The following is a 21,640-nucleotide window of genomic DNA, read 5'->3' on the forward strand; positions in this document are numbered from 1 at the left end:
TTATCGGAGGCCGAGCACGGGATGCTGATCGTGGAGACAATCGCAAAAATCAGGCGGCTACATTTCACCGAGGGCAAGGGGATCAAGACGATCTGCCGTGACCTGAAGCTGTCGAAGAAGGTGGTGCGGAAGGTGATCCGCACCGGGATTACCGAGTTCACCTATACCCGGACGGTGCAGCCGCGCCCGAAGCTGGGTGCCTGGCTGGGGGAACTCAACCGGCTGCTGGAGGTCAACGCCGCGCGGTCCAGCCGGGAACGTCAGTCTCTGATACAGATCTACGAAGAACTGAGCGGTCTCGGTTATGAAGGTGGGTATGACGCGGTGCGCCGCTACGCCTCGAACTGGGCACGCACTCAGAGTTCAGGCGCTTCTGCCGCCTTCGTGCCCCTGAGCTTTGCGCCCGGTGAAGCCTATCAGTTCGACTGGAGCCACGAGGTTGTGGTGATCGATGGGGCGACCACCACCATCAAAGTGGCCCATGTTCGCCTGTGCCACAGCCGGATGTTCTTTGTGCGGGCCTATCCGCGCGAGACGCAGGAGATGGTGTTCGATGCCCACGACAGGGCTTTCGCCTTCTTCAAGGGCACCTGCACCCGCGGGATCTACGACAACATGAAGACGGCGGTGGAGACCATCTTCACCGGCAAGGAACGCCTCTACAATCGTCGGTTCCTGCAGATGGCCAGCCATTATCTGGTCGAACCCGTTGCCTGCACCCCTGCTGCGGGTTGGGAGAAAGGCCAGGTGGAGAGCCAGGTCGGCACTGTCCGTCAGCGGTTTTTCGCGCCCCGCGTCAGGGTCAAGAGCTACGAGGAACTGAATGCCTGGCTGCTGGACAAGTGCATCGCCTCGGCCAGAACCAGCAAGCATCCGGAGCTGACGGACAAAACCGTCTGGCAGGTCTTCCAGGAAGAGCGCCCGCACCTTGTCCCCTATGCCGGGCGCTTCGACGGATTCCATTCACTGCCTGCGGCGGTGTCAAAGACCTGTCTCGTGCGCTTCGACAACAACAAATACTCCGTCGCGGCAACGGCTGTCGGGCGGCAGGTCGAGATCAGGGCCTATGCTGAGCGGATCGAGATCCGGCAGGAGGGCCGACTGGTCGGAGACCACCCGCGTCACTTCGGCCGGGACCGAACGGTTTACAATCCCTGGCATTATGTGCCTGTTCTGCTTCGCAAACCCGGGGCGCTGCGTAACGGCGCACCGTTCAAGGACTGGGTTCTTCCCGGAGCTCTTGAACAGATCCGCCGCAAGCTGCAGGGCTCCTCAGATGGCGACCGCCAGATGGTGAAGGTCCTCGGCGCTGTGCTGACGGAAGGGATGCCTGTGGTTCAAAAGGCATGTGCCGAAGCTCTCTCGCAAGGCGTCCATTCTGCCGATGTAATCCTCAATATTCTATCCCGCAGGCGAGATCCGGAACCACCACCGCTTCTGCTGACCTCTCCGGCCTTGCAGTTGACCCATGAGCCTGTGGCGGACTGCGCCCGTTATGATCTGCTGCGGAGGGCCTGCTGATGGATCGTGCTGACATCATGGCTGCAATGGGCGAGTTGAAGCTCTACGGGATGCGCGCCGCTTATGACGAACTCATGGCGGTGGCTGTGCGCCGCCAGCACGAACCCCGCCAGATCGTTGGAGATCTTCTGGCCGCCGAGATCAACGAGAAGAAAGCGCGGTCGGTCAAATACCAGATCACCACCGCCAAGCTGCCCTATGCCCGGGAGATCGAGGAGTTCACCTTCGATGACACCCCAATCAACGAGACCCTGGTGCGAGATCTGGCCAGCGGGGAGTTCCTCAGCCAACAGCGCAATGTCGTGCTGGTTGGCGGCACCGGGACCGGCAAGACCCATATCTCTGTGGCCATAGCGCGCGCGGTCATCCGCAATGGTGCCCGGGGCAGGTTCTTCAATGTCGTCGATCTGGTGAACAGGCTGGAGGCCGAGGCCCGTGCCGGACGGGCAGGCCGGCTTGCAGAACATCTGATGCGGCTCGACTTCGTCATCCTCGATGAACTCGGATACCTGCCATTCGCGCAGTCCGGCGGCCAGCTGCTGTTCCATCTGATCAGCAAGCTCTATGAGCAGACTTCCGTCATCGTCACCACCAACCTCGCATTCGGGGAGTGGCCGACCGTCTTCGGAGACGCAAAGATGACCACCGCGCTGCTCGACCGGCTCACCCACCACTGCGACATCGTCGAGACCGGCAACGACAGCTGGCGCATCAAAACCCGAGCCTGAACACCCTCCAAAACGCAGGCCCGCGTCGGCTGCGCCAGCTGGAAAGCTACGCCGCCACGGGCCTGCTCACCCGCGCGCCAAAGGGGTCACTTTTGGACGCCGATCAGGGGGCCCGTTTGAATGCCGATTGACAGACAGATCCCTTGCGCGCGCCTTCGAGCTGGTCAGCCTTGCCCATTTCGGTCTGCACATAGTTGGTCACGGCCTCATACAAGGCCGCTTCGATCTGCGAGAGTTCGTAGTTGACCGTGTATGCCTTGCGCTCTGGGAAGAGCGGCGTGCCGTCGAACTTGACCAGTTCCTCCTTGACCATGCGGCGCATGAGGTCGGAGGCATCGACCTTGTGAACGCCGTCGCGGAACTTGCCGTAGAAGCGGTCGGAATCGAGCAATGAAAGGAAAAGCTGGAAGTCCTCTTCCTTGCCGTTGTGCGGCGTCGCCGTCATTAACAGCAGGTGCCGGACATGCGCGCCCAGCTTCTCGGCGAAGCGGAAACGGCCCGTCTTTTCCAGCTTGGAACCGAAATAGTGCGCGGAGAGTTTGTGCGCTTCGTCGAAGACGACCAAATCCCAGCCCGGCGCGCAAAGCTTGTCCTGAAGCTCCTCGTTGCGAGAGAGCTGATCGAGCCGGACGATAAGGCGGGGATAGTCGTCGAACGGGTTTCCGCTCGGTGAGGTCTGCTCCAGAAGCGGCGAATAGACGTGAAACTCCAGACCGAATTTCTCGTAAAGCTCGTCTCGCCATTGCTCGACAAGGCTACCGGGCGCGACGATCAGGATACGGTGTGAATCCGCGCGCATGATGAGTTCGCGGATATAGAGGCCCGCCATGATCGTCTTGCCGGCACCGGGATCGTCCGCGAGGACGAACCGCAAAGGCTGCCGGGGCAAAAGCGATTCATAGACAGCGGTGATCTGGTGCGGCAACGGTTCCACATTTGAGCTATGGACGGCCATCATCGGGTCGAACAGGAAGGCGAGGTCGATCCGCTTGGCCTCGCAAGCAAGCTGAAACGCCGCGCCATCGCCGTCGAAGGAAAACGGGCGCTCCACCGTGGCAATCTCAACCGAAGGCTCGTCGCCCCTGTTGAGAAGCCGTTCCTTCATGCCACCGTCAGGGGTCCGATAGATAAGCTGGACGGACCCTTCGCTGAGAGGGACGACGGCAACGACCGTCACTACCTGAGACGGCTCAATCCCAGATAGACTCTGACCAGACTTGATTTCTTCGAGCTTCATGTGGTGGACGGCTTTCTTTTGAGTGCGCGAGCCTATGCCCTGGAGTTTGCTGAGAATAAACGGGTCATGACGGGAGATTTCGCTGCGGTGGCTTACCCGAATAGGGTGCGACGTTGACCGCCTCTGCCTTCTTCCGCGCCTCCGCGATGTCAAAGCTGTTTTGCATACGCATGAGGGTTTCCATCGACACGCCGAACGCCTTCTCGATGCGGATTGCCATTTCCGGCGACAGGTCGGCCCGCTCGTTGAGGAGGGCGGATAGAGCGGCGCGAGTGACGCCGAGAACATCGGCGGCAGCCGTGACCGACAGGCCGAGAGGTTCGATCACCTCGGTCTTTACGAAGCCGCCCGGATGGGCGGGAGCCTTCATTCGGATACCGTTCATTGCGCTTGCGCCCTCGTTTCAGCCGTTTCCTTCGTAGTCGAGGTTCGTGATCGCGTCGTCCTGTGCGTCGATCCCGAACGTGATTGCACCGACCGGCGCGGCCTGAAGCTCCCATCGTCCCCGCCCGGCACCGGACGGCGGTTGAACCATCCAGCCGGCGACGCAGCGAAGCTCCGATGCCCCGGCCATGTCCTGAAGGAACGACAGGATGCGCTGCAACCTCGAAACGTCGATGTCTCGCGGGCTGGCCGGTTCGTCCTCTGCAATGAGAGAGCGCAAGCCCGGATGGACCACGTTCCGAATCTTCATGCCGCACACTATCTTGGAGGCTGGATAGCGTCAAGCGACACTTTACATACAGCCAAGAGCCCACTTCCCGTTGATCGCCGCCGTCAAGCAGCACACAGCCCCGGCGCTTTCGCGTCCGGGGCTGTGCGTGGCTCGCCGATTTCGGTGTAAGCTGTTGCTACACTTCGATTTCGAGTGTTTTATGACAGAAGTGGTTGCGGGGGCAGGATTTGAACCTGCGGCCTTCAGGTTATGAGTTTGTTCACACCACTTTTCGCCCCACTATCCCGCTCTGCGAAATTGCCGCAGAATACCGCATAAATAACTGTTCCTATTGACTTATTTTACCAAAAACCCTACCTTATTTTGCGAAGGGGAACGCATCCATACGCTCCCAAATGATTCCGATTTGATTCCGGCAGGAGGGAGCAGGAGATGGCCAAGATCACCAAACGTTCCGTCGATGCTGCGGCACCGACAGACAAGGAATTTTTCCTTTGGGACGACGAACTCAAAGGCTTCGGCCTGCGCGTCTATCCATCGGGCAGGAAGATGTACCTTGCCCAATTCCGGAGCGGCGGGCGCCTGCGCCGCGTCAACATCGGATTGCACGGAGCGGTGACGCCCGACCTCGCCCGCACCGAAGCCATGAAGCATCTCTCGCAAGTTCGCCTTGGCGCCGACCCGGCGGGCGAACGGGACCGCCGAAAGGCCTCCCCCACAATGAAGGAGTTCGGCAAACGCTTTCTCGAAGAGCACGTCGCCTCTCATTGCAAGCCATCCACCCAAGCGGAATACAAAAGGTCGGTCGAGCTTTTCATCAACCCGAAACTGGGTTCGCACCGCATCATCGACATTACCCGCGCCGATATCGTTGAGGTGCATCAGTCCATGAAGGCGACCCCCTATCAAGCCAACCGGACCCTCGGCGTACTCTCAATCATGTTCACCGTCGCCCACACGTGGGGCGTGCGCACCGATGGAGTGAACCCCTGCTGGAAGGTCAAGCGCTACAAGGAAATCAAGCGTGAGCGCTACCTCACGCCCGACGAACTTGCCAGACTCGGCAAAGTTCTGCGTGAAAGCAATGCCGAACGCGAAGCTGCTTTCTGCATCCAGCTCCTGCTTCTCACCGGCTGCCGCCTCAGCGAAATCCAGAAACTGAAATGGGAGTATGTCGACCTTGACGCGGGCCTCTTGCGCCTCCCTGATTCCAAGAGCGGAGCGAAGCTGGTCGCGATTGGGCAGGCCGTCGTGGAGGTTTTCAAGGCGATCCCCAAGGTGAAGGACAATCCTTACGTCATCACCGGCACGATCGAAGGTCAGCATCTGACCGACATGCAAAAGCCTTGGAGACGCTTGCGCAAACGCGCCGGGCTGGACGATCTCCGCATACACGACCTGCGCCACTCCTTCGCCTCGGACGCCCTCCAGCTTGGCGAGGACCTCACGATGATCGGTCGGCTGCTTGGCCACACCCAGGTTCAAACAACCGCCCGTTATGCCCACCTCAAGACCGATCCTATCCGAGCGGCTGCTAACAAGGTCTCCGACGCCATCGCGCTTGCCCTCTCCCTCCCTGCCCGAGAAAAGGTGGAGGAAGACCTGGATATTGCGGCCTAACCTGCCTGCCCTGGTCCGGCGCGGAAGCGCCTGACTGGGCCGGGATTGAAATTCGAGGCCGCCTGATATATATTCCGACCGATCGGAAGATTTAATCAGGAGGCCCACATGACCGCAGTGACGGAAATGCTGAAGGCGACCGAGGCCGCTGTGGTCTCGCGCGTGAGCCTACGTGACATCAATCGCGTCATTGATGAGCGAATCCTGCCAGATGCCTTCGTGTCGCTCGACAACGGGCGCCACGTTCTCGCTGGCGCATGCTCCTTCATCGCGTTCTACTTCGAAAGCGCCAAACGCCTCACCTCCGAAGAACGGCTTTTCGCCATCAAGACCGCAGGTCCTCGGCTGACGCGTTCCCGTGCTCTCGCCTGGGCAGCACTGCTGCGCGAAGACTGGACCGTCCGCGACGAGTTCCTGACCATTGATTTGTTGCCCTTTGTGAAGGGCACGAGCGAACGGCTGGACGACCTGGGCGCAGCACGCGAAATCGTATGCACCTCCGACGATATTCTCGGCGGCACGCCGGTCATTAGAGGCACTCGCGTTCCAGTCTACGATGTCGCCGCGGCAGTCGCGGCCGAATATCCGATCGGGCGCATCCTTGACGCTTGGCCGAGCCTCGACGCCGAGAAAGTTCGCCTTGCGGCGATCTACGCGGAAGCCAACCCCCTCCGGGGGCGACCGCGCGTCTCCAGCGACATCCCGGAAGGCTCGACCATCGTCACCGACCGCCGCGTACCTCGTCGTAGGAAGGCGGGATGAAATTTTTAATCGACGAATGTCTGAGCCCAGAGCTTGCAAAGATCGCAATCGACAAAGACCACGGCGAAACCAGCCATATCGTTTGGCTGGGTCTCGCCGGACATAAAGACTGGGAGCTGACGCCGATCATCCTGGACGGCGACTGGACATTCGTCACCAAGAACTCGGTCGACTTCCGGGGGCCAAAGGACAAGCCCGGAACGAAGGGGCAGTATGCCGATGTGGCGATCCATGCCGGCCTGATCTGCCTCAACGGCCCGCCCGGCATGGATCTGGATATGCAGATCGAACTCTTCGAGCAGGCTCTGCTCGAACTCGACGCTGACCCTGATCTGGTGAACCAGGTGCTCGAAATCACGCTCGACGATGATGATTTACGCGTGCTCCGCTACGCGCTTCCTGCCGAAGAAAGCTGAGGAGGCAGCATGGCCCTGACAATGCCCACAGCTTGGCGTTATGGCTCCCCCGGTGCGATGCCCCCGGCTGCGGTAAATGCCTTTAATTCCCTCGTTCACTCCATCGCCAGCCAATCAGAATCGTCTTGGTCGATCTTTGAGATGTTCAAGGCAAAATTTAATGGTGGCCAATCCTGGAGCTCCAGCGAAAGTTGGGCGCTCAGCGACCTCCATGGCGCAATGATGTCCGCCGGAAACAATGCCCCAGTGTTTATCAGCGCCTTCTGGGATGGATGCGCACAGATACAATCTGCGCATCCAGAAATCGGCCTTCCAGACGAAGATATCGTCAACCAGATCCTCTATGAGCATGAAGTGCCCTTCGAAGTAAGGCCCCCAGCCCTGCTGGCACGCCATCCGCAAACCCCCATCGTCGTCCAGGCGCCGCAGAAATCACTCGGTCAGCGTGCGCATGAGCTTATTCACACCTCACTCGATCAGGCAGACCGCCTTCTTCTCGAACAGCGGCCGCGACAGGCGGTGCAGGAAATTCTGTGGCTCCTTGAAACGGTGTCGACGGCATTTCAGGGGCAGGAAAGCGGATCGGGAACGGTCGAAGGAAAATACTTCAACGAAATCATCCGCGCCTTGCGCAAAAATAATGGCGGCAGCGCGCTGGCCGAAGCGCTCGGTTGGATGACCAAGATGCACGGGTTCCTCTCTTCGCCCGGCGGCGGCGGCGTCCGCCATGGCACACAACTCGCGGCCGACGTGTCGCCGTCGCTCAGGGAAGCGCATCTCTACTGCAACCTGACACGAAGCTATATCAGCTATCTTCTCGCGGAGTTGGCAGAGCAATCTTGATCGCGCCCCTACACAACGCAGGCAAGTAAAGTTCGAAACAGGAAGCAAAATAACGAGGAACTGAGGGCGACCATGGCCGAAGCGAACAAACTACCCCGACGGCTCTACAAATATCGGGGTTTCAGCCACCGCCTGCTGGATATGCTGGTCGCGGACGAGCTTTACTATTCAGACCCCGGTGACTTCAACGACCCCCTCGACTGCCGCCCAACTCTCGATGCTAACCTCCCCAACGATCAGCTTGAACAGGTTCTAAGCCGTCTGCGCGAGCAGCGTATCCTCGCCGAGATGCAGGCTGCGGCAAAATCCCTCAAATATCGTGGCCCCAAAACCATCGATCATATCGCGCGGCATAGCCAGAAGGATGCCGCTCGGCTGCTTGACGAAATCCGCTATCACGCAACCGATCCCAGCTACGAGATCGCTGATCCCCTGCAATCGCTGTTGCGTCAGTATCTCGAAGACGAATTGCTTCGCCGCTACGACCGTGGCATCGTTTCGTTCGGAGTCCGCGCCACATGCCCGTTGATGTGGAGCCACTATGGCGATCAGCATAACGGGATTTGTGCTGGCTACTCTGTTCCGGCCGAAGCGGAAGCCGACCTCAACAAGATCCGCTATGGAGGCAGTCGCAAGGTGATGGCCAGCGATGTGGCCATGATGGAGAACGACAGCGCCGCACGACAGCGTGTCGACGAAGCCGTCCTGCTCCGCAAGGCTGCGAGTTGGCGTTATGAGAGGGAATGGCGTCTGATCGGCAAACGCGGCGCACAGGATTCGCCGCTGGAACTCGAAGAAGTCGTCTTCGGCATTCGCTGCAAATCCTCCGTCAAATTTACAGTCGTTCAGGCCCTGGCAAACCGGGGCCGCCCCGTGCGCTTTTTCGAGATGCGTGAAGTACCCGGCACGTTTCACCTCCGAAAGTACGCGCTCGACACGGATGAACTTGGAGCGTCCCTGCCCCGGCGATCGCGGGCAATTTTTGAGGCTTTTGAAAATCTCGACGAAGAATAACGTCAAGCTTGATAGAAAGAATTGTTATAAAACAACTTGTGGATGCTAAGCATCTCATGAATCACATGAATTCGGACAGAGCATAGGCCATCTATTTCTGCCGATACACGCGGAGGGGCAATGATCGGCAGAGGTTCGCAGTGGCGGCGTTGGGAGCCGCATATCCATGCACCGGGGACAATCCTGAACAATCAGTTCGGTGGTGGCGATCCCTGGGAGGCCTATCTGACATCTCTGGAACGCTGCTCACCCGCAATCGGTGCCATAGCTGTTACCGACTACTATGTCACAGACACCTATGAGGAAGTGTTGCGGCGCAAGCAGGCGGGGCGCTTGCCCAACGTCCAGCTCATCTTTCCAAATGTCGAACTGCGGCTCGACATCGCCGCCAAGACCGGCTTCGTCAACATGCACCTGCTGGTCAGTCCGGAAGATCCCAATCATTTGGCCGAACTGCATCGCATTCTCCAGCGATTGCAGTTCCAGGCGCATGGGGACACCTACAACTGCACGCGCAACGATCTGATTGCTCTTGGCAAACGCGCCGACACCGCCATCATCGACGATGGCGCGGCTCTGCGCCACGGTGCCACGCAGTTCAAGGTCAACTTCGCTCAACTGCGCCAGGTGCTACGAGACAGCGACTGGGCCAAGACAAACATTTTGGTCGCGGTGGCCGGCGCAGCGGGAGATGGAACGTCGGGGTTGCGGCAGGCGGCCGAGGCGACGATGCGCCAGGAGATCGAGCGGTTTGCTCACATCATCTTCTCAAGCAGCCCCGCGCAACGTGAATTCTGGTTCGGCAAAAGGGGCGTCAACGTTGAGAAACTGCGCGAGGACTATGATGGGTGTAAGCCATGTCTGCATGGCAGCGACGCACATGACCAGAAAACCGTCGGGCAGCCAGTGGAGGAGCGCTTTTCATGGATCAAGGGTGGTCTCGAGTTCGATGCCCTGCGCCAAGCCTGCATTGATCCGGAAGGACGCGCTTACGTCGGAACCGAACCGCCGCGAACCGCTATGCCCTCGCAAGTCATTTCGCACATCTCCATTGCTGATGCAGATTGGGCCGCGACTCCCGAAATCCCTCTCAACCCCGGCCTGGTAGCGATCATCGGGGCTCGTGGTTCCGGAAAAACGGCACTCGCCGATATGATAGCTGCTGGATGCGATGCCATCACGCCATCTGGATGGAGCGCCAGCGAGAATGCTAGTCCCTCCTTCCTTGTCCGCGCCCGCGAGCTGGTCGGCAACGCGACGGCCACGTTGACCTGGGGCGGTGGCGCCACCACAACGCGCGCGCTCGATGGTCGGGACGCCAACAATCATCTGTCCTTTCCGCGCGCCCGATATTTGTCGCAGCAATTCGTGGAAGAGCTCTGCTCTTCCGGCGGCTTCTCGGACGGTCTCATCGCCGAGATCGAACGGGTGATTTTCGAATCCCACTCCGACGATCAGCGGGACGGTGCGATCGACTTCGCCGAGTTGCGCAGCCACAGGACAAGTCGCTTCCAGCAAGCCCGTGAGCGAGAAGCCGAAGCTATTGCCGAGATTTCCGATCGCATCGCCACAGAACTGGAAAAGGAAAGTTCTGTCCCGACTCTGAATGCGCAGGTGACCCAGAAAGCCGGCCTGATCAAAAGCTACAATGAAGATCTCGCCAAACTCGTCGTCAAGGGCACCGAAGCTCAGGCACAACGGCACACACAACTCAGTCAGGCCGTGCAGGCGGTACGCGGCAAGATCCAGGGATTCGGCAATCAGCGGCGGACCTTCCTCGCCCTGCAGGATGAGGTGAAAAGCACCCGAGCTACCAAGGCGCCCGAATTGTTGCGGCAGGCCAGGGAACGCCATCAGCAGGGCCATATGAACGATCAACAGTGGGACGAATTCCTGCTGGTGTACAAAGGCGATGTCGACAAGAGTCTGGCGGGCTACGTCACATGGGCCGATCAGCAGATTGCTGCTCTCAATGGTCCTCCCCTGCCATCGGGCATTCCCACGCCCCCCATAGCCGACAGCGCCGATCTTTCCACGCTCACCCTCAACGTCCTTCAAGCCGAGATGACGCGGCTCGAAGCCTTGGTCAGCGCGGACAAGCTGGTCCGGGACCAGTATTCAGCGCTTTCACTCCGCATTGGGCAGGAAAACACCGCCCTTCAGAACCTGCAAGCCCGTCTCACCGATGCCCAGGGCGCCGCGACCCGCAAGAAAGACCTGCAAACCGAACGTGATGCGGCCTATGGCCGTGTGTTTGAAGCTATCATCAATGAACAGACGGCGCTCGCCAGTCTCTACGCACCGCTCATGAGCCGTCTGGCAGCCTCATCGGGAACTTTGCAAAAACTCGGCTTTTCCGTGCGCCGTATCGTTGATGTCGAAGCCTGGGGAACGATTGCGGAAGAGAAACTTCTCGACCGCAGAAAGGCCGGTCCCTTCAATGGCCGTGGATCGCTGATCCAATTGGCCAATAGTGCGCTCAAGCCGGCCTGGGAGAATGGGACGGCAGCGGACGTGCAAGCCGCAATGGCCGCGTTCATCTCAACGTACCTGCGAGACTTGATCGGACACGCGCCCATTGCTCAAGCGCAACAGGCTGAGTTTCGGGCCTGGCTCAAAGAGTTTGCCCACTGGCTGTTTGCGACTGACCATATCTCCGTACGCTATGAGATTGTCTATGACGGCATCGATATCCGTAAACTCTCGCCTGGGACGAGAGGGATTGTGCTTTTGCTTCTGTATCTCGCACTGGACGACGCAGACGACCGACCACTCATCATCGACCAGCCAGAGGAAAATCTCGATCCTAAGTCCGTCTTCGATGAACTCGTCTCGCTGTTCATCGCGGCCAAATCCAAACGGCAGGTCATCATGGTCACCCACAACGCGAACCTTGTGATCAACACCGACGCGGATCAGATCATTGTCGCAGAGGTTGGCCCGCATCAGATCGGCGGCTTGCCGCCCATCACTTACAAGGCAGGCGGCCTGGAAAACGCAGATATCCGCAAAGCCGTGTGCGATATTCTTGAAGGCGGTGAAGAAGCATTTCGAGAGCGTGCTCGCCGACTTCGTGTCAGGCTGGAGCGATGACAATTTTGCGGGCGGCCTAATGGCCGCCCATTCCCAGAGCAGCAGGCGCACGGCTTCCTGGGGCCTGATATCGTTCTGATCGCTATCGACAAAAGCAAGCGTCCCGCACCATGACTTACATCGCTATGATATGGAGCCAACTCTCCACGCTTTCAGATTGGCAAATCTTCCCAGCGGATACGGAGATAGCGGCCTGATCGTTTCGGCAACTGCTTTCGCTCAATCATTCGGCCCGAGACCTGAAATTCCGCATTAATCTTGACCACGAGCAGCTTGTTGAAATGGCGTGACGTATCAACCATGACGACATCCTTGCTCTTGAATGGCGTAATGGTCTTGATCTCGACATGGTCATTGCCGAGCCGTCCGTCAGAACCCTGCGCATAGGTGCGGTTCAGCTTGATCCCATAGGTGATAGCCCCGAAGAGCTCACCGATATCGCCGTAGACGGAAAGATGCAGCCCCGTTTCCAGATGGTAGCTCTCGGCGAGCGAGGTCAGATCCTCAAAATAGGGTATCATCGAACGGATGGCGTTCGGATATTTGGCACCCCATTCCTTGTGCCGCAGTTGCTCATCAATCTCTGACCAGGTTACCCATTCCCCGTCATCATAAAACGCGCGATCAGACCAGTTGATCTCTTCCATTTACATTATCCAGAAATGCTGACGTGAATATCGCCCAACAACCATCATTCAAACTACTACCTCTTTCTTAACAACCAACGGAATACCCTTCGCCTGACACAAGGCCCGGACGGGCGGAAGCAATATTTATGGAGATGTTGGGGGAAAGCCTTCCCATAAGCGCTAACTTTGGGGTGGACGGCAGGAATCGGTCTGTGATTCATGAGGAGGATGGACTCCGATACCCATCCCCATTTCGACATCGCGTGGCGTGAGCTGCTGTCCCGTTTGCCGGACAATCTGGATCTTGACAAAAGCGCGCGTGAGCATGGCGCGGTAAAACGTAGAAGGGTAGTGCGGGATGGCGCGACCATGTTGCGGTTGGCGCTAGCCTATGGACCAGGCAGGATGAGCCTACGGTCTGCTGCTGCGTGGGCGGCTGGATGCGATATCGCACATTTGTCCGATGTCGCGCTGTTGAAGCGCCTCAAAGGGGCAGAAGACTGGTTGAGCTATATCGCCGCATCCTTGCTTAACGACGATATCCGCAGCCGGAATGGCGAGCGACGGCTGCGAATAGTAGATGGCAGCGTGATCCGCTCGTCGGGCAAGGGCGGCACGGACTGGCGCCTGCACGCAACATATGATCCGGCACGAGGGAGGTTCAGCCAGCTTGAGATCAGCGATACGCATGGCGGGGAGAGCTTATCGCGCCATGAATTCGAGAAGGGCGATCTCGTGCTTGGAGACCGAGGATATGCTCGGACACCCGGACTGCTGCATGTGCGCGAAATGGGAGCGGACTTCATTATGCGGATCGGATGGTCGACGATCCGGTTGCTGACACCGAACGGCGCACGCCTGGACTGGAACGCGGTCTACGCTGGTATGCAACCCGGCGACATCGCCGAACACGAGGTATTGGTTGATCATTCCGGCCGCAAACGCGAGTTGAGTGGCGCCTCGACATTCCGCGCCCGTTTAATCATTCGGCGCAAGGACGTGGCTTCGTCAGAACGGGCGCGCAAGGCGATATTGTTTGACCACCGAAGGAAACAGCGGGTGGCCGCACACCCCAACCCTTTGACAGTCGCTTCGGCGGATTTCCTACTATTACTGACTTCGGCTTCCGTAGAGGAAATTTCTGCGGACAATGCGATCGCGACCTATCGCCTACGGTGGCAGATCGAACTGGCGTTCAAACGGCTCAAGAGCGGACTCGGGATCGATGCGCTTCCGGCGCGTGACAGCCAACTCGCTCGCTCATGGCTCGCGGCATACCTAATTGTTGGATTGCTGATCGACGAGGCTGTCGCCGACAGCCTCGCTTTTCCCCCCGCGTCGTCGGCGCAAACAGGCGCACACCTGTCGCTGTGGCGAATGCAGAAATTTATAAGGAACGCGCTCTTGGTCGCGATCTTTGGAGAGCCTCGGCTCTCCCGGGTCGGTCAAAGCCTCGCAGGCGCCGCCAGAACGCTCTTCGAGCCACCCCGACGAAGGTTATCGCAGTTCAGTCAGCTGCGCGCTCTGCCCATTTGAGCGGCGTGCGACAGGGCGTTGCGATAACTGACATCGATAGTCAGGGGTCAGGCAGGTTCCAAGCGGCGGACCAAGACTAGTGACCCTTTGTTGCTGCCCCAAAAACGACCGAGATACCGGAAAGCCAACCTCTTCCCGAAACTCGTCTGACCACGATTTGGGAAGATCGAATCACTTACGCAGCAGTGGTCATCTGAGCTCGCGCCTGTCGAACATCTCGGGCGGGTGGGAGGCCAAACATGCGGCCATATTCACGCGTGAACTGCGGAACGCTCTCGTATCCCACGCCGTAGGCGGCATCGCTGATCGCCTCGCCCAGTGAGAGCATTCGGCGCCGCGCCTCGATGAGCCGAAGCTGCTTTTGAAACTGTAGCGGCGACAAAGACGTGATGCTGCGGAAATGGACGTGGAAGGCGGACAGGCTCATCCCGGCCACCTCGGCCAGCGCTTCGACCTTCACCAGCTCGGCATAATGCGCGCGGAGCATGGCGACGGCGCGCGCGATCCGCTGGGCGTGGCTGTCGGTAACGCCAAGCGCCCGGATCGCGCCGCCATGCCGGCCGCTGAGCAGCCAGTAATGTAGCTCGCGCTTGAGCTGCGGTCCCAACACCGCCAGCGTTGCGGGGCGGTCGAGCAGGCGTAGCAGTCGCAAGGCCGCGTCCGCGACTTCCGTCTCGGTCGGATCGACCCTGACCGGGCGATCTGCCTCGAACGGCGCCGCGCCGATCTCGTCTACCAAGCCCGCGATAATGGCAGGATCGAGTTCGAGAACGAGGGAATAATAAGGCAAGACGCGGGTCGCCGTCGTGATCTGGCTGACGGTCGGCACGTCGGTGGTGACAAGCAGGGAATCGCCCGCGCCGAAGTCGAAGGTGGCGCTGCCCATCGTCACACGTTTGCTACCTTGCAGTACCAGCGCCACCAAAGGCTTCGACACCGCATATTGCAGCATCGTCGGCGCCGTCTCACGCAGGATCACCAGCCCTTCCACCGGTGTCGTCGCGACGCCGGCATGGTCGGCATGGGCGTCGGCAAAGCGCCGTGCATAGTCGAGGAGCGGACCTGTCATGGTCGACTAAATACGGCACGCGACCGGATGCGGCAACCGATCTGGACGATCAGGCAATTTTTCCGGCCGATCGCGCAACAGCGGCGTGGCGGTGGGATGCATAAGGCTGGCAACACCAACCGGAGGCTTGCATGACCACCATTTCCCTCGTTACCGGCGGCAGCCGTGGCCTCGGCCGCAATACCGCCATCAGCATTGCTCGCCATGGCGGCGACGTGATCCTCACCTATAATAGCGGCAAGGACAACGCCGATGCGGTCGTTGCCGAGATCGAGGCGCTGGGCCGCAAGGCGGTCGCGTTGCAGCTCGACACCGGCAGCGTCTCGACCTTCCCGTCCTTCATTGAGAAGCTGCGCGGGGCGCTGACCACCACCTTCGGGCGCGAGCGCGTCGACCACCTCGTCAACAACGCCGGCCACGGCGAGATGGCGGACTTCGCCGCCACCACGGAGGAGCAGTTCGACAAGCTGTTCTCGGTCCACGTCAAGGGCGTATTCTTTCTGACGCAGGCGCTGCTTCCCGTGCTGGCCGATGGCGGGCGGATCGTGAACTTCTCGTCCGGCCTGACCCGTGTGTCGTTCCCCGGCTTCTCGGCCTACTCGGCCGCCAAGGGGGCGATCGAGGTGTTGACCGTCTACATGGCAAAGGAGTTGGGCGCACGCGGCATCACCGCCAACACGGTCGCCCCCGGCGCGATCGAGACCGACTTCCTGGGCGGCGCGGTGCGGGACATTCCCGACTACAACACCGCCTTCGCCGGCATGACCGCGCTCGGCCGCGTCGGCCTGCCCGACGATGTCGGGCCGATGGTTGCGAGCCTGCTCGGCCCCGACAACCGCTGGGTCAACGGCCAGCGCATCGAGGTGTCGGGCGGCCAGACGATCTGAGGCCCACCAGCGGATGCCGCTCGGCGGCATCCGCTCCATACCGGAGGCGCTACCATGCCGAAGCTCATCATCCACTCGCCTGTCGGCACCTTCAATGCGGCCGATCGCCAGCGTGTCGCTGGCAACCTCGCAACCCTGGGCCTGGACTGCGAGGCGCTTCAGCCCTCGCCGATGGTGCGTAGCACCGTGTGGACGTACTTCGCCGATTACGCGGCGGATGCCGTGTTCATGGGCGACGAACCCGCGCGCCTGCCCGTCGTGACACTCCAGATATATGTGCTGGCCGGTGGACTGGATGCTGCCGGCAAGCGCCGGCTCATTGATGGCGCAACCGCCATCCTTGATCGGCGGCCGGACGGCACAGCGGTCGCCCCGGTGTACGTCGTCATTCACGAGGTTGCGGAGCAAAATTGGGGCATCTTCGGAAAACAAGCCGACCTTACCGCGCTGCGGGCGAGCCCACCGGATGCGCCGGCGATCTGACGTTCAAGCGTTCCCTCAAAAGAAGGTTGATCGAGAACGACGGCGTGAGCGTACCCACGCTGCTACCGCCCCATACGCATCAGTTTTCCAAAACCTGTTCCCGATAGCCTTTTCCCGAAACCGGCTGATGGAGATGGAGAAACGGGACTACCGAGTGCGTTCCGAGCAACCGATTTCGGGATGACAGGGCGGGCGCCGGAGCGTCTTGGCTGAGAGGCAGCTGTGACGGCGGTCTGCGCCGCCGCCGTGCCTGCGCTTTAAGTTAGCGCTTATGGGAAAGCCTTCCCCCTGGTCGGCACTGGCGTTGCCGACGCACCCCCATCAGCGGGGAGACCCCGCAACGCCCCCTTGAGAGTGAGAGTGCGGACGGGTTTTCCGTGACGGGTTGAGGGCTGGAAGAGAGGCTTCCGGCGCCCGTCGCGGAGATCATCCCGATGGCCAGACAGGATCGCAGCCCCGCTGACGGTGGCGCGCGCAGCAACCTTTACGACGACATCACCAACAAGATCATCGCCGAGCTGGAGCAAGGCCGGCTCCCCTGGGTCCAGCCATGGGGCGCGTCGCCGGATACCGCCCCGCTGGGCCTGCCGAAAAATGTTTCAACCGGCCGGTCATATTCAGGCATCAATATTCTCATTCTCTGGGGTGCTGTCATCCAGCACGGTTTCCCCGGTCAGGCGTGGCTGACTTTCCGACAGGCGCTTTCGCTGGGCGGCAATGTCAGGAAGGGCGAGCGCGGCACCACCGTCGTTTATGCCGACCGTTTTACCCCAGAGGACGAAAAACGCCGTGCCCGCGAGACGGGTGAGGATGCGCATGCCATTCCGTTTCTGAAGCGGTTCACGGTCTTTAACGCCGCGCAATGCGATGGCCTGCCCGATGAGATCACGGCAGTCGCGCCGCCACCGCCGCCGGGGCTGATCGAACCTCGGGTCGAGGCGCTGATCCGGGCCACCGGCATCGACTTCCGTATCGGTGGCAATCGCGCCTTCTATATGCCGTCGCTCGACTATGTGCAGGTGCCGCCTCCGCAAGCCTATTTCGAGCCGATCAACTGGCACAGGACGGCCCTGCACGAGCTGGGCCACGCCAGCGGCCATCATAGCCGTCTCAACCGCGATCTGACCGGCTCGTTCGGTTCGAAGAAATACGCCTTCGAGGAAATGCTTGCCGAACAGACCGCAGCTTTCAGCTGTGCCGCGCTCGGGATCGTGCCGACGGTGCGCCATGCCGATTACATCGGGTCGTGGCTGGAGGTCATGCGCGAGGATTCCCGCGCCATTGTCCGCGCAGCCTCGCAGGCCAGCAAGGCGGCGGACTGGCTGCTGTCGCATCTGCCTGCCGAAGACACCGGGGAGCCGGATGCCAGCGTAACCGACCGGAGGGCTGCGGCATGATGCTCCTGACCGGCACACAGCGCGACCACCTGCTGGCGAATGGTCGCCAGCGCGATCAGGATCACATCCCGGTCGTGAAGTTCTTCAACCCCCTCGGCGAGGGCGTCTGGCTCGCCACCGAACTGGGTGAGGATGGCGACATCATGTTTGGCCTGGCCGATCTCGGCTATCCAGAACTCGGGTCGTGGAGCCTTGGCGAGATGCAGTCAGTCCGGCTGCCCTTCGGCATGGGCATCGAGCGCGATCTGCTGTTCACCGGGGATTTCCCGATCTCGGTCTGGGCCGAGGCCGCCCGTGAGACCGACAGCATCCGCGCCGCAGAGCGTCTGCTCTACCGCGTCGGCGCGAGCTTTTCTCGTACATCCGCCGATACAGAAAACCGGAGTGCCTGATTTCCGGGTTTCAGGTTCTGCGGCTGGCGTCGCTCTCTTCAGAGGAAGAGGGCGGCGCTTCGCTTCGTGACGGGCTGATAGCCGGAGAGAGAGGCTCACCGGCGTCCGTCATGGAGTAACTGACATGGCCACTGCCGTTCAGAAGATCACCCTGTCGTCTTCGCGCGACATTCCCTTCAACAAGCTGGTGCTCAGCCAGTCCAACGTCCGGCGCGTCAAGGCCGGGATCTCGGTCGAGGAACTGGCCGAGTCCATCGCCCGTCGCGGCCTGATCCAGTCCCTGCATGTCCGCCCGGTAGTGGATGCCGAGGGCAAGGAAACCGGCATGTTCGAGGTGCCCGCCGGCGGTCGCCGCTTCCGGGCGCTGGAACTGCTGGTCAAGCAGAAGCGCCTCGCTAAGGTCGCGCCGGTCCCCTGCGTCATGTCGGAGGCCAGTGCCGATGTGCTGATCGACGAGGTATCGCTCGCCGAGAACATCGAGCGCGCACCGCTGCATCCGCTCGATCAGTTCCGCGCCTTCCAGGCCATGCGCGAAAAGGGAATGACCGAGGAAGCCATCGCCGCCGCCTTCTTCGTGGATGCCAAGGTGGTGAAGCAGCGCCTGCGTCTGGTCTCCGTCTCGCCGGCATTGCTCGACGTCTATGCCGAAGACGGCATGACGCTGGAACAGCTCATGGCCTTCAGCGTCAGTTCTGACCATGCCCGGCAGGAGCAGGTCTGGGAGGCAATCAAGGATGGCTGGCAGAAAGAACCCTACCACATCCGTCGCCTGCTGACCGAAACCACGGTCCGCGCCGCCGACAAGCGGGCAGTGTTTGTCGGAATTGCCGCCTATGAGGAGGCTGGCGGCTGCGTCTTGCGCGATCTCTTCCAGCAGGACGATGGCGGCTGGCTGCAAGATCCGGTGTTGCTCGACCGGCTGGTGGGCGAAAAGCTGAAGGCCGAGGCCGAAGCCATCGCCGCAGAGGGCTGGAAGTGGATCGAGGTCGCCATCACCTTTCCCTACGGTCACGATCATGGCCTTCGTCAGATTGTCGGCACTACGGTCGATCTGAGCGAAGAGGAACGCGCCACCCGCGAGGCATTGCGCGACGAATATGACCGGCTTGAAGCAGAATATGGAGAGGCTGACGAACTGCCTGACGAGATCGACGCCCGCCTCGGTGAGATCGAACAGGCACTGGAAACCTTCGAGCGCCGTCCGATGACCTTCGACCCCGATCAAATCGGCATGGCGGGTGTCTTCATCAGCATCGACGCCGACGGCGCATTGCTGGTTGAGCGCGGCTATGTTCGCGCCGAGGATGAAACGCCTGCGGAACCGGAGGCGGAGATCGTTGACCCGGAAACCGGCGAGGTGATCCAGCGGGCAGAACCGGAGGCAAGCCGCATGCGTGCGGTTATCACGCTGGGCGGCCAGCCGGTCGAAATGGAGGAGGAAGACGAGGCCGACACCATCAAGCCGCTGCCCGATCGTCTGGTCAGCGAGCTGACCGCACACCGCACGCTGGCGCTGCGGGATGCGGTGGCGGTGAACCCGCATGTCGCCATGACCGCATTGCTGCACCGGCTGGTCATGGATTGCTTCATGCCGCATTCCAGCAAAGGATGCCTCGAAGCACAGGTTCGTGAGGTCCATCTGCCCGCACAGGCCGAAGATCTGCGTGATAGCTTGTCCGCCAAGGCCATTGCAGACCGACACGAACGCTGGGGCGATCATGTCCCGGCAGACGATGCCGCCCTTTGGGACTGGCTGACCGATCTGGACGATGGTTCGCGCATGGATCTGCTCGCCCATTGCGTCAGCTTCGGTGTCAACGCGCTCTATGAAAAGCCCAACCCCTATAGCGGCACGGGCGTCAGTCAGCACGGGCTGGACATCCGCCTCTCGCAGGCTGACCGGCTGGCCCGTTCGACCGGCCTCGACATGGTGGCCGTGGGCTGGCGACCGACCGTTGGCAATTATCTCGGCCGCGTGACCAAGCCGCGTATCCTTGAAGCCGTGCGCGAAGGGGCCGGAGACCGGGCTGCCGATCTGATCGGGCACCTCAAGAAAGGCGACATGGCTAAGGAAGCCGAACGCCTGCTGGCCGAGACCGGCTGGCTGCCTGAGCCGCTGCGCATGGTGGACGAAGGCATCGAAGTCGAGCCGGCATCGGGCGCTGCGGCTGAAGCCGACGATCTGCCCGATTTCCTCTCCGGCGATGGCGAGGACGATCCGGCCGACGACGAGGATGAACAGCATATGGTCGCTGCTGAATAGCACTCATGCGGGGCGGCTTCGGTCGCCCCGCCCTCTTTCCCCTTCCACCGCATAGCCCGGCACTCCGCCGGGCCATTTTTGTTTAAGGAGACAAAATCATGCCGCACAACGCCAAGGCTCCAAACGACCAGGGCAGCCCGAAGTCGGTTCATGTCGCCATCTACGATCATCCGCACGGCACGGATGTCCGTGTTTTTCTCGCCAGGGATCGAGCTTTGAACTGGCGTACAGACATTGCCAGGGAATGGTGGAGCAATGCCTATGACGACGATCCCCCGCCGGACGAGGAGATCGGGGAGAAGTATTTCGACCGAATGCTGGATCGCGGCGAGGAGTTTTTCTCGATACAGCTCTGTGACGTAGAAGTCGGCGATCACGTTGCTACCGATCCGACCGTTCTCGCTCCGCGCAGCGCCAGCGGAGGTGCATCATGCTGACCGTCGATGAGATCTTTGCCCAAGATCGGGAAAACCGTCCGATGGAGCGCACGCTGCCCTGGGAGGAAACCCGCGACGGCATCACTGTCGTCGTGGAACCCAAACCCCATTGGGCCGAAGACATGCGCGTGTTCCGCCTCGATGCACGCGAGCATTGCCGCTACGCAGAATGGACTGCCCATGGCGGCCGCGGGCGCTTCTATGGTCACATCGACACTTCGGGCGATGATCTGATGATGAAGGCGCGCGCGATGATCGCCCGAGAAATTGCCGATGGGCTTTGGAGCTGAGGGCTCGATCGGGGATGTCGCGCTCGGGCCGTGAGGATGGGAGGTCTACACCGGACGGGTCCAATCCGGCTGCACCATGCCATCTGCCGTCCCATTCAGGACAAGCGGCAGCCATCTCTGGCCTGAAGGGAACACGATCCTGATGCCAGCATGGTGGCAAGGCTGGCGCGGCAGAGCATCTGCAACGGGTATCCGGCATCCTGTCAGAGGCAAAGCACCACCCCCGCTTCCATTCGCAAACCTTGGTCCGATCCGTCTCTTTGACAATCAACCCGTGAAGGGTCGGCTTACGCGAGCGTGCCGCCCTCGGGGATTCGGAAAAAGTCCGAACGCCCTCGGGTGATTGC

Annotated in this window: 22 protein-coding genes; 16 read left to right on the forward strand and 6 right to left on the reverse strand. The window is 60.7% G+C overall.

The genetic code is table 11. The features are described 5' to 3' along the window. Positions 1 to 21: 21 nt before the first annotated feature. Positions 22 to 1,521 (forward strand): IS21 family transposase, encoded by a 1,500-nt coding sequence (gene istA / locus JCM7685_RS12100; RefSeq protein WP_090271472.1) that lies wholly within the window; start codon positions 22 to 24, stop codon positions 1,519 to 1,521. After that, complete coding sequence (gene istB / locus JCM7685_RS12105) at positions 1,521 to 2,249, forward strand: IS21-like element helper ATPase IstB (protein ID WP_028030902.1); 729 nt, start codon at positions 1,521 to 1,523, stop codon at positions 2,247 to 2,249. The genes istA and istB overlap by 1 nt, the downstream gene beginning before the upstream one ends. A gap of 103 nt (positions 2,250 to 2,352) precedes the next feature. Here istB and JCM7685_RS12110 read toward each other — a convergent pair whose 3' ends face one another. The 3 genes from JCM7685_RS12110 to JCM7685_RS12120 form a co-directional block, all read right to left on the reverse strand. After that, positions 2,353 to 3,486, reverse strand: coding sequence for a DEAD/DEAH box helicase (locus JCM7685_RS12110; protein ID WP_231964632.1), 1,134 nt, complete (start codon positions 3,484 to 3,486; stop codon positions 2,353 to 2,355). Between the two features lie 64 nt (positions 3,487 to 3,550). Then, positions 3,551 to 3,856 carry a HigA family addiction module antitoxin gene (locus JCM7685_RS12115; RefSeq protein ID WP_231964633.1) on the reverse strand — a complete coding sequence of 102 codons (306 nt, stop codon included), beginning with the start codon at positions 3,854 to 3,856 and terminating at the stop codon, positions 3,551 to 3,553. Positions 3,857 to 3,889: 33 nt separating this feature from the next. After that, entirely contained in the window at positions 3,890 to 4,180 is a 291-nt protein-coding gene (locus JCM7685_RS12120) for a hypothetical protein (RefSeq protein WP_074970098.1), read from the reverse strand. Between the two features lie 414 nt (positions 4,181 to 4,594). Here JCM7685_RS12120 and JCM7685_RS12130 point away from each other — a divergent pair, with 414 nt between their 5' ends. From JCM7685_RS12130 to JCM7685_RS12155, 6 genes are all read left to right on the forward strand, one after another. Next, positions 4,595 to 5,782: a tyrosine-type recombinase/integrase gene (locus JCM7685_RS12130; protein WP_074970097.1), complete on the forward strand. Its 1,188-nt coding sequence runs from the start codon at positions 4,595 to 4,597 to the stop codon at positions 5,780 to 5,782. Positions 5,783 to 5,890: 108 nt separating this feature from the next. Beyond that, complete coding sequence (locus JCM7685_RS12135; protein WP_074970095.1) at positions 5,891 to 6,544, forward strand: DUF433 domain-containing protein; 654 nt, start codon at positions 5,891 to 5,893, stop codon at positions 6,542 to 6,544. Further along, entirely contained in the window at positions 6,541 to 6,960 is a 420-nt protein-coding gene (locus JCM7685_RS12140) for a DUF5615 family PIN-like protein (protein WP_170848967.1), read from the forward strand. Before JCM7685_RS12135 ends, JCM7685_RS12140 begins: the two co-directional genes overlap by 4 nt. Before the next feature lie 9 nt (positions 6,961 to 6,969). After that, positions 6,970 to 7,803 carry a hypothetical protein gene (locus JCM7685_RS12145; protein ID WP_074970093.1) on the forward strand — a complete coding sequence of 278 codons (834 nt, stop codon included), beginning with the start codon at positions 6,970 to 6,972 and terminating at the stop codon, positions 7,801 to 7,803. A gap of 72 nt (positions 7,804 to 7,875) precedes the next feature. Beyond that, positions 7,876 to 8,817 carry a DUF2971 domain-containing protein gene (locus JCM7685_RS12150; RefSeq protein WP_074970091.1) on the forward strand — a complete coding sequence of 314 codons (942 nt, stop codon included), beginning with the start codon at positions 7,876 to 7,878 and terminating at the stop codon, positions 8,815 to 8,817. Positions 8,818 to 8,937: 120 nt separating this feature from the next. Continuing rightward, positions 8,938 to 11,910, forward strand: a complete 2,973-nt coding sequence (locus JCM7685_RS12155) for a TrlF family AAA-like ATPase (RefSeq protein WP_074970089.1) — start codon at positions 8,938 to 8,940, stop codon at positions 11,908 to 11,910. Positions 11,911 to 12,062: 152 nt separating this feature from the next. Here JCM7685_RS12155 and JCM7685_RS12160 read toward each other — a convergent pair whose 3' ends face one another. Continuing rightward, complete coding sequence (locus tag JCM7685_RS12160; RefSeq protein ID WP_074970087.1) at positions 12,063 to 12,557, reverse strand: hypothetical protein; 495 nt, start codon at positions 12,555 to 12,557, stop codon at positions 12,063 to 12,065. Between the two features lie 210 nt (positions 12,558 to 12,767). On the opposite strand from JCM7685_RS12160, the gene JCM7685_RS12165 reads away from it, so the two are divergent. Next, a complete protein-coding gene (locus tag JCM7685_RS12165; protein WP_074970102.1) occupies positions 12,768 to 14,075 on the forward strand; it encodes a transposase in 1,308 nt (435 codons plus the stop codon). Positions 14,076 to 14,250: 175 nt separating this feature from the next. Here the strand turns inward: JCM7685_RS12165 and JCM7685_RS12170 are convergent, their stop codons facing one another. Together JCM7685_RS12170 and JCM7685_RS20790 are read right to left on the reverse strand one after the other, a co-directional pair. Beyond that, positions 14,251 to 15,144 (reverse strand): AraC family transcriptional regulator, encoded by an 894-nt coding sequence (locus tag JCM7685_RS12170; protein WP_074970085.1) that lies wholly within the window; start codon positions 15,142 to 15,144, stop codon positions 14,251 to 14,253. A 49-nt stretch (positions 15,145 to 15,193) separates the two neighbouring features. Beyond that, a complete protein-coding gene (locus JCM7685_RS20790; protein ID WP_139218128.1) occupies positions 15,194 to 15,340 on the reverse strand; it encodes a hypothetical protein in 147 nt (48 codons plus the stop codon). Here JCM7685_RS20790 and JCM7685_RS12175 point away from each other — a divergent pair. The 7 genes from JCM7685_RS12175 (at position 15,276) to JCM7685_RS12205 (ending at position 21,293) form a co-directional block, all read left to right on the forward strand. Continuing rightward, entirely contained in the window at positions 15,276 to 16,031 is a 756-nt protein-coding gene (locus JCM7685_RS12175) for an SDR family oxidoreductase (RefSeq protein WP_074970083.1), read from the forward strand. The genes JCM7685_RS20790 and JCM7685_RS12175 overlap by 65 nt on opposite strands. Positions 16,032 to 16,085: 54 nt before the next feature. Further along, positions 16,086 to 16,514 (forward strand): tautomerase family protein, encoded by a 429-nt coding sequence (locus tag JCM7685_RS12180; protein WP_074970081.1) that lies wholly within the window; start codon positions 16,086 to 16,088, stop codon positions 16,512 to 16,514. A gap of 434 nt (positions 16,515 to 16,948) precedes the next feature. After that, positions 16,949 to 17,911: an ArdC family protein gene (locus tag JCM7685_RS12185; RefSeq protein WP_074970078.1), complete on the forward strand. Its 963-nt coding sequence runs from the start codon at positions 16,949 to 16,951 to the stop codon at positions 17,909 to 17,911. Next, complete coding sequence (locus JCM7685_RS12190; protein ID WP_074970077.1) at positions 17,908 to 18,303, forward strand: DUF2958 domain-containing protein; 396 nt, start codon at positions 17,908 to 17,910, stop codon at positions 18,301 to 18,303. The genes JCM7685_RS12185 and JCM7685_RS12190 overlap by 4 nt, the downstream gene beginning before the upstream one ends. Positions 18,304 to 18,427: 124 nt before the next feature. After that, entirely contained in the window at positions 18,428 to 20,566 is a 2,139-nt protein-coding gene (locus tag JCM7685_RS12195; protein ID WP_074970075.1) for a Spo0J and enkurin domain-containing protein, read from the forward strand. A 98-nt stretch (positions 20,567 to 20,664) separates the two neighbouring features. Further along, entirely contained in the window at positions 20,665 to 21,003 is a 339-nt protein-coding gene (locus JCM7685_RS12200; RefSeq protein WP_074970073.1) for a hypothetical protein, read from the forward strand. Then, entirely contained in the window at positions 20,997 to 21,293 is a 297-nt protein-coding gene (locus JCM7685_RS12205; protein WP_074970071.1) for a hypothetical protein, read from the forward strand. Before JCM7685_RS12200 ends, JCM7685_RS12205 begins: the two co-directional genes overlap by 7 nt. Positions 21,294 to 21,640 lie beyond the last annotated feature (347 nt).

The organism is Paracoccus aminovorans, from assembly GCF_900005615.1.
Classification (GTDB): domain Bacteria; phylum Pseudomonadota; class Alphaproteobacteria; order Rhodobacterales; family Rhodobacteraceae; genus Paracoccus; species Paracoccus aminovorans.

Coding starts and splice junctions, on each gene's coding strand:
- JCM7685_RS12140 (WP_170848967.1), top strand. CDS start 6,541: ATGAAATTTTTAATCGACGAATGTCTGAGCCCAGAGCTTGCAAAGATC.
- JCM7685_RS12195 (WP_074970075.1), top strand. CDS start 18,428: ATGGCCACTGCCGTTCAGAAGATCACCCTGTCGTCTTCGCGCGACATT.
- JCM7685_RS12110 (WP_231964632.1), bottom strand. CDS start 3,486: ATGAAGCTCGAAGAAATCAAGTCTGGTCAGAGTCTATCTGGGATTGAG.
- JCM7685_RS12170 (WP_074970085.1), bottom strand. CDS start 15,144: ATGACAGGTCCGCTCCTCGACTATGCACGGCGCTTTGCCGACGCCCAT.
- istA (WP_090271472.1), top strand. CDS start 22: ATGCTGATCGTGGAGACAATCGCAAAAATCAGGCGGCTACATTTCACC.
- JCM7685_RS12165 (WP_074970102.1), top strand. CDS start 12,768: ATGGACTCCGATACCCATCCCCATTTCGACATCGCGTGGCGTGAGCTG.
- JCM7685_RS12160 (WP_074970087.1), bottom strand. CDS start 12,557: ATGGAAGAGATCAACTGGTCTGATCGCGCGTTTTATGATGACGGGGAA.
- JCM7685_RS20790 (WP_139218128.1), bottom strand. CDS start 15,340: ATGCTGATGGCGGTATTGCGGCCGAGGCCACGGCTGCCGCCGGTAACG.
- JCM7685_RS12180 (WP_074970081.1), top strand. CDS start 16,086: ATGCCGAAGCTCATCATCCACTCGCCTGTCGGCACCTTCAATGCGGCC.
- JCM7685_RS12200 (WP_074970073.1), top strand. CDS start 20,665: ATGCCGCACAACGCCAAGGCTCCAAACGACCAGGGCAGCCCGAAGTCG.
- JCM7685_RS12120 (WP_074970098.1), bottom strand. CDS start 4,180: ATGAAGATTCGGAACGTGGTCCATCCGGGCTTGCGCTCTCTCATTGCA.
- istB (WP_028030902.1), top strand. CDS start 1,521: ATGGATCGTGCTGACATCATGGCTGCAATGGGCGAGTTGAAGCTCTAC.
- JCM7685_RS12205 (WP_074970071.1), top strand. CDS start 20,997: ATGCTGACCGTCGATGAGATCTTTGCCCAAGATCGGGAAAACCGTCCG.
- JCM7685_RS12135 (WP_074970095.1), top strand. CDS start 5,891: ATGACCGCAGTGACGGAAATGCTGAAGGCGACCGAGGCCGCTGTGGTC.
- JCM7685_RS12115 (WP_231964633.1), bottom strand. CDS start 3,856: ATGAAGGCTCCCGCCCATCCGGGCGGCTTCGTAAAGACCGAGGTGATC.
- JCM7685_RS12185 (WP_074970078.1), top strand. CDS start 16,949: ATGGCCAGACAGGATCGCAGCCCCGCTGACGGTGGCGCGCGCAGCAAC.
- JCM7685_RS12150 (WP_074970091.1), top strand. CDS start 7,876: ATGGCCGAAGCGAACAAACTACCCCGACGGCTCTACAAATATCGGGGT.
- JCM7685_RS12155 (WP_074970089.1), top strand. CDS start 8,938: ATGATCGGCAGAGGTTCGCAGTGGCGGCGTTGGGAGCCGCATATCCAT.
- JCM7685_RS12175 (WP_074970083.1), top strand. CDS start 15,276: ATGACCACCATTTCCCTCGTTACCGGCGGCAGCCGTGGCCTCGGCCGC.
- JCM7685_RS12130 (WP_074970097.1), top strand. CDS start 4,595: ATGGCCAAGATCACCAAACGTTCCGTCGATGCTGCGGCACCGACAGAC.
- JCM7685_RS12190 (WP_074970077.1), top strand. CDS start 17,908: ATGATGCTCCTGACCGGCACACAGCGCGACCACCTGCTGGCGAATGGT.
- JCM7685_RS12145 (WP_074970093.1), top strand. CDS start 6,970: ATGGCCCTGACAATGCCCACAGCTTGGCGTTATGGCTCCCCCGGTGCG.